Source organism: Colwellia meonggei (assembly GCF_057537295.1).
In genome coordinates, this window is the sequence record NZ_BAAJLZ010000006.1 from 14,213 (window position 1) to 26,402 (window position 12,190).

The following is a 12,190-nucleotide window of genomic DNA, read 5'->3' on the forward strand; positions in this document are numbered from 1 at the left end:
AATCGACCCATAAAAGTCAGGAGAGTAGGCATGTTATTTCAAGGCAAAAGCCTTTCTGCCCAATTGTTAGATGACGGCATCGTTGAGTTTAAGTTCGATGCACAAGGCTCAGTTAACAAATTTGATCAGGCAACGTTTAAAGAATATATCGCCGTTGTAGACGCGATTAATAACTGTAGCGAAGCGAAAGGGGTGCTAGTTACCTCTGGTAAGTCTTCATTCATCGTTGGCGCTGATATTACCGAGTTTTTAGAAACTTTTAAAAAGCCTGAAGATGTGTTGATCCCATGGATAAAAGAAGGCTCTGACGTATTTGATTCATTTGAAGATATCAACTTACCAACCGTAGTTGCCATAAATGGTTTTGCTTTAGGTGGCGGTTGTGAAATGACCTTAGCTTGTGATTATCGTATTGCAGATACAAGCTGTTCAATAGGTTTACCAGAAGTTAAATTAGGCTTAATGCCAGGTTTTGGTGGCACAGTGCGTTTACCACGTGTAATTGGTGCTGATAATGCTATTGAGTGGATGTCGACGGGCAAAGCGCATAAAGCAGAGCAAGCAATGGCTGTTGGTTTACTTGATGCAGTTGTTGCGCCTGAGCATTTACGTGAAGCCGCAACTAATATGCTGAAACAAGCGATTGCAGGCAAGCTAGATTGGCGTGCAAAACGTCAACCTAAGTTGGAAGCATTAAAGTTATCGCCGACTGAAACCATTATGACTTTCAATACTTGTAAAGGCATGATTGCAGCGAAAGCGGGTAAGCATTACCCAGCACCTATGGCGACAGTGAAAACTATAGAAGCAGCGGCAGGTTTGGATCGTGCCGGCGCAATGGCATTAGAAAATGCCGGTTTTGCAAAGCTTGCCAAAACTGATGCTGCAACAGCTCAAATTGGCTTATTTATGGCTGATCAGGTTGTTAAAGGTAAAGCGAAAAAAGCCGGTAAACAAGCGACAAAAGCTGTAAACAAAGCCGCAGTGTTGGGTGCTGGTATTATGGGCGGTGGTATTGCATACCAGTCTGCTTATAAAGGTACGCCAATCATCATGAAGGATATTAACGACCAAGCACTAGATTTAGGTTTAACAACGGCTGCAGGCATTTTGAGCAAGCAAGTTGAACGTGGCCGTATGAATGCTAAAAAAATGGCTGGCGTGTTAAATAACATTACCCCATCACTTAGTTACGACAGTGTTAAAGGCGTTGATATTGTCGTTGAAGCGGTTGTTGAAAACCCGAAAGTAAAAGCTATGGTATTAGCTGAAGTGGAAAGCCATGTTGCTGAAGACGCTATTGTTACTTCAAATACTTCAACTATTTCCATCGACTTATTGGCAGAAAGCGTCAAACGCAAAGACAAATTCTGTGGTATGCATTTCTTCAACCCGGTAAACAAAATGCCATTAGTTGAAGTTATTCGTGGTAAAGAAACCTCTGATGAAACCGTTGCTGCAGTTGTTGCATATGCTGCGAAGATGGGTAAATCACCTATCGTAGTTAACGATTGCCCTGGTTTTTATATTAACCGTGTTTTATTCCCTTACTTTGCAGGTTTTAGTCAGTTAGTACTTGAAGGTGCTGATTTTACTGCGGTTGATAAAGTGATGGAAAAACAATTTGGTTGGCCAATGGGTCCAGCATATTTACTTGATGTTGTCGGTATTGATACAGCTGATCATTGTACAGGTGTTATGTCATCAGGTTTCCCAACACGCATGGCAAAAATTGATAATGACCCAGTAAGTGCGTTATACGCTAATGAGCGTTTTGGTCAGAAAAATGGCAAAGGCTTCTACGACTATGGTAAAGATAAGCGTGGGCGTCCAACCAAAGTTGCTGCGCAAGCCGCTTATGACTTATTTGCTGTTGAAAGCAAAGAGTTTAGCCAAGATGAAACTATTGCTCGCTTAATGATCCCAATGGTCAATGAAGTGGTACGTTGTTTAGAAGAAGGTGTTGTTGATACAGCTGCTGAAGCTGATATGGGCTTAATTTACGGCTTAGGTTTCCCTCCATTTAGAGGCGGCCCAATTCGTTATTTAGAAACCTTAGGCTTAGATAACTTTATAGCTATGGCTGATAAATACGCCCATTTAGGTGAAATTTATCAAGTGACTGATGGTATGCGCGAAATGGCGAAATCAGGCAAATCTTATTTTACAACTGACGTTAAAACAGCTTAGGCGAAGGAGAAAATCATGAAAGAAGTCGTTATTGTCGATTGCATCCGTACCCCAATGGGGCGCTCAAAAGCCGGTGTTTTTCGTAACGTTCGTGCTGAAACTTTATCAGCACACTTAATGCAGCAATTACTGGTTAGAAATCCAAACTTAGATCCGGCATTAATCGAAGATATTATTTGGGGTAACGTGAAGCAAACCAAAGAGCAAGGTTTTAATATTGCTCGTAATGCTCAGTTATTAACTGATATTCCAAAGTCTACCGGTGCTGTTACGGTTAACCGTTTATGTGGTTCTTCAATGCAAGCACTACATGATGCCACAACCAATATCATGGCCGGTCAAGGCGATGTGTTTATGGTTGGTGGTGTTGAACATATGGGTCATGTACCTATGATGTACGATGTCGATTTTGACCCAGCACTAAGCAAGCATATTTCTCGTGCCGCTGGCAACATGGGCTTAACTGCTGAATTATTAGGTATGCAACATGGTGTTACTCGTGCAGAGCAAGACGCATTTGGCGCGCGTTCTCACCAGTTAGCACACAAAGCAACGCTAGAAGGGCGTTGGGCAAACGAAATTGTACCGACACTAGGTCATGATGCCATGGGCGCACTAACGCTTATTGAACATGATGAAGTGATTCGTCCTGAAACTACGGTTGAAAGCTTATCGGGTTTACGCCCGGTATTTGATCCGGTTAACGGTACGGTTACCGCAGGTACTTCTTCTGCACTTTCTGATGGCGCATCAGCTATGTTAGTGATGTCTGCAGAAAAAGCCAAAGCAATGGGCTTAACACCGCGCGTTAAAATTCGCGGTATGGGTGTTGCGGGTTGTGATCCCTCAACCATGGGCTTTGGTCCAGTTCCAGCGACGAAAAAAGCATTAAAACGTGCTGGCTTAACGTTAGCAGATATTGAATTGGCTGAGTTTAACGAAGCGTTTGCTGCTCAAGCGTTATCATGTGTTCGTTCATTAGGTTTAGAAGACAAGATGGATGACATGATCAACCTTAACGGTGGTGCTATTGCTTTAGGTCATCCGCTAGGTTGTTCAGGTAGCCGTATTTCAGGTACTTTAATTAACTTAATGGAATCGCAAGGTGCAAACATTGGTTTAGCAACTATGTGTATTGGTTTAGGCCAAGGTATTGCAACGGTATTTGAACGCGTATAACCGTGATGTAACTTTGTTGTTATATTAGATAAAAGCCCAACATAGTTGGGCTTTTTTATGTCTGATTTTAGTCAAATTTACATCTATTGTTCACAGTTAATATTACGGAAAATATAAGAGTAAAACCTTATAAGCAACTCAACTACAACGTCCGGCCTAGTTACTTTTTTATTTAGAGTAAAATTTATCTGCTTAAGTCTATTCAATTAACGCTATAAGCCGATTAATTTCATCTATGACAGGTTGCGCGCTGCGACCATAGTTAGATAACACGACTGCAATATAGCCAGTATCTAAATAGATATCTAAATTCGCTAAAATGCCATAAAAAACGCCACGATGACCAACAATCCTATTGCTATTTGTACCTGAAATATTAAAGCCATAGCCGTAATTTGGTGAAGAGAAATTAGGTTTTGCTGAATATACTTGTTCAGTAAGCGTCTGGTTGAGTAATTTATATTTAGTTAGTGCTAGTGCGAAATGATGCATATCAGCAAGTGTTGAAAATCCGCCGCCAGCTGGCCCACCTTTCACTACATGTAAAAACAAGTTATTTGTCCAACCAGTTTTATTTTTCTTACTAGGTTCATAACCTATAGCTAAATTCTGAACAGGTTGGTCCATTTCAAAACTACCTGAATTAACCATACTTGCACGCTGATAAATATGTTTGTCAATATGATCAAAATAGCTTTCGCCTGTGACTTTTTCGATAACAACACCTAGCATTAACATGCCAGTATTGCTGTAGCGATTGCTCGTGCCTGGCTCAAACAGCAGAGGGTCATCAACCACTAATGGTTTAAAGTCGTCCAAGTTACGGTAGTGTCTTTTTGAAGAGCCCATAAAAGTACGGTTGAAGTAATTATTCAATCCGGATGAGTGAGTTAGTAAGTGCTGTATTTGAATTTTTTTTGAAACACTTTTAGGTAGCCAAGTTTCATCAACAAATTTATCTAAAGTATCTGTTAGTTTAAATTTTTTGTTTTCAACTAATTGCATTACTGCCACAGCAGTAAACATTTTATTCATAGAGCCGAGGTTGAATTTTGTCTCAAGATTATTCTTAACGTTAAAGCGCTTTGACGCTTCTCCAAAGCTTGCCTGATATAAAATTTTTCCTCTTTTTGCGACTAACACATTACCTGAGAAAGTGTCTTTCTTTACTTGAGTTTTTATATAATGATCTAATTTTTCGACAACTTGATTTGTAGTCAGTTTAGTTTCGGTATGAGCGCCTGATAACGCATTAAATGCTATGAAATAAATGCTTGCGAGTAGCTTTATTCGTAATTTCATTCCCAGTCCTTTGTTTTATATGTTAGTGATTTTTCATGCGATAAAGCACCACGTCTAAATCGCCTAATTGCGAGTCTGAATGAATATAAGATTTAATATACTTCATCCCCATTTTTTTCATCACGCCAACCGAACCGTCATTACCGTGCATAGCAACCGCGCTAAAGAATTTATTCTCTGGTAATTGGGCAAGAGCTTGGTGAATTTGTATTGCTGCCTCTGAGGCATAGCCTTTTCCCCAAGTTGACTGTAAGAAGCGCCAGCCTAATTCAATGTCGTCCCAAATGGGGTTGTCAGAAAAGAAGTCCATTGGCCTAACTAAAATCCAACCAATATCTTGTTGGCTTTCGGTAATGGTCACTTTCCATAAGCCCCAGCCTTTGTCAGTGTTCTTATAGGCATTGTGACGAGGAATGAATTTGTTCTTAATGTCCTCACGACTTGTCATGTTGCCGCCATTGATATAACGCATTACTTCTGGGTTTTGGTCGAGTTGAAATAGAAATTCGCTGTCACTTTCATCAATTAATTTATAGCTAAGGCGTGCTGAATTTGTAATTTCCATAAGTATTCACCCGTAAGTAGAGTTCAAGTTTTTGATCATGCTATCATTTATAAATTCATCTAATGAAGTGAAATATTAAACTTTCTGATAGTTTGCTTTAACAACTAAAAAAGCCAAGAGCGAAATTTGTTCTTGGCTTTTAAATATTAGGAAAGGTGTACTGTTTTGTTATATGCGCACTAATAGCTACGATGTGGAAAACTAAAACTTGTTTCAGATACTAACTTTCCTGAGCTATCCCTTGGCGTGGTAAAGTACTCAACTGATAAGTGATCTGCATTATTGTCTACCGTTAGGTGAGCAAAGCCCCAGGTAAAGCTTTTCGACCAAAGCAATTCATATTGTGGATATTTTAACGCTTGTTGCTCGGCAAATGGCGAGTGTTTGCCACGCATTTTTGATGCAGCACCGCTAATAATTAGCGGTAATGGTGCAGTGCTATTACTCTCTGGATAAGCTGAACAATCATCGGTTAATAGCTCTAGGTCATGCTCATGGCCGGCGATATAAGCATCTGCATATTGGCAGAGTGTTGGCATAATAAGTTTTCTCAGCACATGACCTTCGCTATATTTGGTGCCGCCAATTGACCATAATATATGATGACCATAAACCACTTTCCATTTGGCTGCTGAGCTTGCCAAGCTTTCTTTTAACCACTGTAGTTGTATTTTGTCTTCGTTATTTACGGGTCCTTCATGAGCGTCATGCTCTTCCAATTCGGCATTGCCATTTGCGAGAGCTTCGTTGAGGCTTCCTTCGCTACCATCAGCTTTTAATGGCACTTCGTAAAAGGTTTGTCCGGATAGCAGCATATTAGTATCAAGTACAAAAAACTCGATATCGTTGCCTGGTGTACCTTGGGTGTAGCGATAATAACCTTGCGGATCCATATGGAAGTTTTTTTGTTTTGACATCCACTCTTGCTGTAACGCCACGCCTTTTCTTGAGGTTTTCCAGTCATGATTACCTAGAGCGGAGTAAACAATTAGCTCTGGTTCCTCAGTAAATAGTGGTAATAAAGGTTTTAAGATTAAATCATTCATACGCTTTTGATCATCTTTACCATCGTTAGCGTCAGCACCATCAGGATAAATGTTATCGCCTAATTGAATAGCAAAGTCACATGCTCGTTGTCGGCATAACGTTGCCATGGCTTGACCTACAGGGCCAGCACCACCTTGCTCGGTTGCTATGTTAGTGCCAGGGTATACATAGATTGGTGCATGATCAAACTCAGACATCGGACGATAATCTTCTTGCCAGTCTTGTTTTTCTTTTTCGATAAATTGTGCGCGATTACGTGGTTTTTTAATGTGCTTGGCTTTCGGGTAATCGGTATGGTAACCACCATCGCCAAAGGCAATAAAACTAATATTTCTGTTTAATTCTGAAGTGTTTTTATCACCAATTTGTACATTTGATTGGGCATTATTTTGACATGCAGAGATAAGTAGTAAGCTACCTAATACTAGGGTGAGCTTAAGTGAACCTTGGTTGCTATTTGTTTTCATGTTGTTAATCGTATTTTTCATCATGCTACTTTTTATTGTCGAGTTATTCATTTTGCTGGCTATTGCTTGGTATGAGGTAACACACATATCAGTGTTACCTCATACATTTAGCGAGTTGTTATAAAGAGTTAATGGTGAAACCTAATTCAAAAGATGAGCCGTATTCTTCGTATTGATAATTGTATTTTTCATTACCGTGATAGACGTAATATGGTTCGTCAGTTAAGTTAACGGCGTTGAAATATATCTGCATAGTTTCGTCTATATAGTACTTGGCAGAAAAATCAATTTGGGTGTGTTTATCTTCAAAAACATCGCTGTTGTTATCAGTAAACTGGAAACTTTCGCTTTTGTAAGTGGTGCTAAGGCGAGCGCTGAATTTGTTATTTTCAAAACCAAACATAAAGTTGGCGACTGTATCGGCTTGGTTTGGCAATTTATCATCGGTATCGACAAAGGTGCCATTTGTGCTAACAAATAATCCTGACTGAAAGTTCTTGGTCCATGAAAGCTCAAGGCCAGTAAGCGATGCAGAATCACCGTTAATAGGTTGAACAACTTCTTCAAAACCCGGCCACTGGCCATTGTTCTGTACTTCAGCCTGTATTATGTAGTTGCCGATATCTTTATAGAATAATCCAGCAGAAAGAACGCCGATATGCCCTGGATAGTACTCAACAGATAGATCTATATTATCTGACTCATACGGTGCTAAGTCTGGGTTTCCTACTTCTGCTTTCCGCTCTGTTGCAATATTGTCATCGTCTTCGGTTATTTCACTTTCGATAATCTGAAAGGCCGCGGAATCACCAAATGTTGGCCTAGCTATGGTTTGCGTAAAAGCAAAGCGAGCCAATAACTTGTCCGAAGCTGAGTATTTTACGTTTAAGCTTGGCAGTATATGGTCATAGTCTTTTTTGACTTGCCACGGAGAAATAAGCACTTGTTCGTCATCATTAACTTCATCGGCAACGAGTTCTACTTTATTACCTTGAGTGTCAAAGCGAGTATTTTCATAGCGAACACCGGTAATAATACGCCACTTATCAATATCAAGCGTTACCATGGCATAGGCGGCAGTGACATCTTCATTACTTTCAAATGAACTGCCTTTGCTATCTATAGTTGATTTTAGTTGGTCAACATCAAATCCAGCTCGGTTTGTTAGTACATAGTTCTTAAGTGAGCTTTGTGAGATACCAGGGCCAAAATTCCCGATATTGTAATTTGGTGTTGCGGTTGCAAATTGCTTGGCAATTACGTCGTCAAAGCCTCTGTCGTAAATAGTGGCATTGGCATCGTTAAACTTCTCTCGTGACTGATGTTTAAAGCCAAATTTGAATTGGCCATTATTGTTTTGCCACACAAAGTCTTTACTAAAATCTATTTTGAAGCTTAGCTCTTCATCTTCAGCAAGATTGTTTTCATAGGAGACTTCATCCATGGCAAAGTTATTTAAGTCATGAGCTGCGCTACTTTGCACTAGCTCAGGAATACGACCTGTGCTGTTATAACCTAGCGTTAAATCTTTGCCAACAAAGGTAACATCTATGCGGTTTGGTTCTTTTTCACTTGATTTTGAATAGCCAGCGTCGTATTCAATCAGCCAGTCGCCAATTTGATTTTCACCTCCGAGTACTAATGAAAGGATCTCTTGTTGTTCATATCTGTCTTTGGTGTCGCGTTCCATTTTAGCGTCAGAAAATCGCGCGGATGAATCATTATAATTTGTTAAGTCAATGGCACCTTTATCAAACTTATATTGATTGCGTAGTCGAAACTCGTCATCGGAAAACTTACTGTATAAAGTTCTAAAGTAATACTTGTCAGTACTTGAGGTATGTAAATCGAGATTTAATGCCGCGCCAAAGCGTTCACGGGTAATTTGGTAATGGCGTTGTTCAATTTCCTCTGCAGAAAATACTTCTACATCTTCGCCTGTGGCTGCGTCTTCAAATTCAAAGTCGGCCCAACCACCATCAGTTTCTATGTTGTGAGAACCAAACTTACGCTCGAACCAAGATAGTGCCGTTGCGACGCCGAGCTGGGCTCCGGAGGATAAGTCAAAAATATCGGTGTAGCTGCCAGAGATTTTCGGGCTGGTATCTTCCATTAATTCATTATATGAGCCTTGTATAGTGGCACTGTAACTTCTACCTTGTCGGTCAAAGGCACTTAAACTTTTTACTTCAATAGAGCCACCAACCGCATTAGCGTCCATATCTGGGGTGACCGTTTTGCTAACTTCTAAACTTTGTACTAGCTCTGACGGAATAACATCTAGGGCAACACTGCGTACACCTGACTCAGGTGACGGCACATTAACTCCATTGATAGTGACATTGTTTAAGTTAGGATCAATACCACGAATGGTAACAAACCGGCCTTCACCTTGATCTCTTTGAATAGATAAGCCAGGTAAGCGCTGTAAGGCTTCTGCGGCGTTTTGGTCGGGGGATTGCCCTATGGTATCGGCACTGACAATAGATACTAAGTTATCAGCATTTTTTTGACGATTAATAGCTCCAGCTTGACCAGCACGCTGACCATAGACAATGATATTGTCCATGGCTTCTTGTTTGTTACCAATAATAAACTCTTGCTGATTATTGCCGGTATTAGTTACTGAAATGCTTTTTTCAACGGTTGGCACACCGATATAAGATATCTCTAAGGTGTAATTTCCTGTGGGGAGCTGTGAAAAGCGAAATGAGCCATCTCGTGCTGAGATAACTGTAATATTTAGCTCTTTTATACGAACTTTCGCTCCTTCAAAGTAAACGGTATTTGAAGCGTCAGTAATGCGCCCTCCAAAACTCGTATCTGCGGCCATAATATTGCTAGTAAATAGTGCGGCACTACAAGCTATTGCCAATGTTGAACGTTGAAAAACTTGCCAGGAATTCGTTTTAATCATGTTACATACTCATTGTTTTTATTGGGGGGTAGTACAAAACTTTAACTTCGACATAGAAATTATTGGCTTTAGAAGCTACAGCAGTTACGTGACAGAATTATTTCAGTATTCTTAAGCTATTTTGGTAATTTCAGAAGTGTTAGAGGTATTGATTAATGCTAATTAGCAAGTGTGATTTGCTCTTGTATAGACATGTCACTGAGACTGCCATATTATTGTTGACAAAATTATAACAACCTCAATATTTGGGACATGATGAATTCTAAAAAAATCACCTTAAGTTCAGCAGTTTTACTGGCCATATTTGGTCTTTCTGGCTGTGGTCAAGATACGGCACCGACAGCTTCTGCGACTAAAGAAGTTAGTACACCAGAGTCAGTAACTACAGTTACTTATCCTACAACTCAGAAAATTGATGTGGTTGACGATTACTTTGGCACGAAAGTAACCGACTCGTACCGTTGGTTGGAAGATGATATGAGCGCGGAAACAGCTGAGTGGGTTAAAGCGCAAAACAAAACTACTTTTGGCTATTTAGAGCAAATTCCTTACCGTGAAAAAATTAAATCACGTCTAGCGGCTTTATTGGATTATGAAAAAGTTGGTATGCCGTTTATTGAAGGTGACTATAGCTACTTTTATAAGAATGATGGCTTGCAAAACCAGTATGTTTTATATCGCCAAAAAGGTGATGAAGCGGCAGAAGTATTTTTAGATCCCAATGCGTTTAGTGAAGACGGTACTGTGTCATTAGCTAGTATTGAGTTTACTGAAGATGGCTCGCACGCTGTTTACCTAATTTCAGAAGGTGGCAGTGATTGGCGTAAAGCGCGTGTGATTGATACTAAAACTAAAGAAGTGATTGAAACTGAATTGGTTGATATTAAATTCAGTGGGCTATCATGGGTAGGTAACGAAGGTTTCTATTACTCAAGCTACGATAAACCTAAAGGTAGTGAGCTTTCTGCAAAAACTGACCAACATAAACTTTACTATCACAAGTTAGGTACCCCTCAAGCTGAAGATATTCTAGTATTTGGTGGTACAGATGCAGAAAAGCATCGTTATGTTAGTGGTGAAGTAACGAAAGATGGTAAGTACTTATTAGTGTCTGCGGCGGTTTCTACCTCAGGTAATAAATTATTTATTAAAGACTTAACTAAAGATAATGCGCCGTTAGTCGCTGTGGTTGATAACACAGACTCTGATACTTACTTGGTGAGTAGTGATGGTGATGACTTACTGTTTGTTACTAATATGGATGCGCCAAATAAGCGTGTTGTAAAAGCCAATGCGAGTAACCCAAGCCCTGAAAACTGGCAAGATGTTATTGCTGAAACTGAAAATGTTTTATCAGTTTCAACTGGCGGAAAGTATTTATTTGCTAAATACATGAAAGACGCGACGTCGTTAATTCAGCAATATGACTTGAACGGCAAGAAAATTCGCGATATCGCCTTACCTGAAGTGGGTACGGCTGGTGGTTTTAGTGGTAAAGAATCACAAACTAAACTTTATTACTCGTTTAGTAACCAAAAAACACCTTCAACAATTTTCAGCTTAGACCTTGCTAGTGGCGAGTCGTCAGTACATATGAAGTCTAAAGTTAAGTTTAACAGTGATAATTTTGAATCTAAGCAGGTGTTTTATACCTCAAAAGATGGCACCAAAGTGCCAATGATCATCACTCATAAAAAAGGCTTAAAACTTGATGGTAGTAACCCAACTATTCTTTATGGTTACGGTGGTTTCAACGTTAGCTTACAACCTCGTTTTAGTTCAACACGTGCTGCATGGTTAGAATTAGGCGGCGTATACGCTGTTGCTAATTTACGTGGCGGTGGCGAATACGGTAAGAAATGGCATAACGCTGGTACACAAATGAAGAAGCAAAATGTTTTTGACGACTTTATTGCTGCCGCGGAATACTTAATCGATGAAAAAGTAACATCGTCAGATAAATTAGCCGTTATGGGTGGCTCTAACGGTGGCTTACTTGTTGGTGCTGTAATGACACAACGCCCTGAGCTATTTAAAGTTGCTTTACCGGCGGTTGGCGTATTAGATATGTTGCGCTACCACACCTTTACTTCTGGCGCAGGCTGGGCGTATGACTACGGTAAATCAGATGATAATGCTGAAATGTTTAAGTACTTATTAGGTTATTCTCCTGTACATAACGTGAAAGCGGGTACTCATTACCCTGCAACTATGGTGACAACAGGCGATCATGATGACCGCGTTGTTCCTGCACATTCATTTAAATTTGCCGCGGAATTACAAGCGAAGCAAGCAGGGACTAATCCAACCTTGATTCGTATTGAAACTGACGCTGGTCATGGCGCAGGTACTCCAATTAGTAAAACCATTGATCAGTATGCAGACATTTATGGTTTCACATTATTTAATATGGGCGTGAAAGATATCTAACACCAGCTAGATAGTACAAAAAACAAAAAGCCCAGCAATTGCTGGGCTTTTTTATGCTTTATTACTTGGTGAAGTATAAGCTATGTTAAGAGT

The 12,190-nt window shown here is 40.0% G+C and carries 7 protein-coding genes; 3 read left to right on the top strand and 4 right to left on the bottom strand.

The window, feature by feature from the left end; all coding sequences use genetic code 11:
* The first annotated feature begins 30 nt into the window (after window positions 1-30).
* Together fadB and fadA are read left to right on the top strand one after the other, a co-directional pair.
* Window positions 31-2,190, top strand: a complete 2,160-nt coding sequence (gene fadB / locus AC27E9_RS14440; RefSeq protein ID WP_487131349.1) for a fatty acid oxidation complex subunit alpha FadB — start codon at window positions 31-33, stop codon at window positions 2,188-2,190.
* A 15-nt stretch (window positions 2,191-2,205) separates the two neighbouring features.
* Window positions 2,206-3,369, top strand: a complete 1,164-nt coding sequence (gene fadA, locus AC27E9_RS14445) for an acetyl-CoA C-acyltransferase FadA (protein ID WP_487131351.1) — start codon at window positions 2,206-2,208, stop codon at window positions 3,367-3,369.
* A 198-nt stretch (window positions 3,370-3,567) separates the two neighbouring features.
* On the opposite strand, the gene AC27E9_RS14450 is transcribed toward fadA, so the two are convergent.
* From AC27E9_RS14450 to AC27E9_RS14465, 4 genes are all read right to left on the bottom strand, one after another.
* A complete protein-coding gene (locus AC27E9_RS14450; protein WP_487131353.1) occupies window positions 3,568-4,671 on the bottom strand; it encodes a serine hydrolase domain-containing protein in 1,104 nt (367 codons plus the stop codon).
* A 22-nt stretch (window positions 4,672-4,693) separates the two neighbouring features.
* Entirely contained in the window at window positions 4,694-5,236 is a 543-nt protein-coding gene (locus AC27E9_RS14455) for a GNAT family N-acetyltransferase (RefSeq protein WP_487131355.1), read from the bottom strand.
* A 179-nt stretch (window positions 5,237-5,415) separates the two neighbouring features.
* On the bottom strand, window positions 5,416-6,750 hold the full coding sequence (locus AC27E9_RS14460) for a metallophosphoesterase (RefSeq protein ID WP_487131649.1): 1,335 nt from the start codon (window positions 6,748-6,750) through the stop codon (window positions 5,416-5,418).
* Between the two features lie 118 nt (window positions 6,751-6,868).
* Entirely contained in the window at window positions 6,869-9,667 is a 2,799-nt protein-coding gene (locus AC27E9_RS14465; protein ID WP_487131357.1) for a TonB-dependent receptor, read from the bottom strand.
* Window positions 9,668-9,922: 255 nt separating this feature from the next.
* On the opposite strand from AC27E9_RS14465, the gene AC27E9_RS14470 reads away from it, so the two are divergent.
* Complete coding sequence (locus tag AC27E9_RS14470; protein WP_487131651.1) at window positions 9,923-12,097, top strand: prolyl oligopeptidase family serine peptidase; 2,175 nt, start codon at window positions 9,923-9,925, stop codon at window positions 12,095-12,097.
* The last annotated feature ends 93 nt before the right edge of the window (window positions 12,098-12,190 follow it).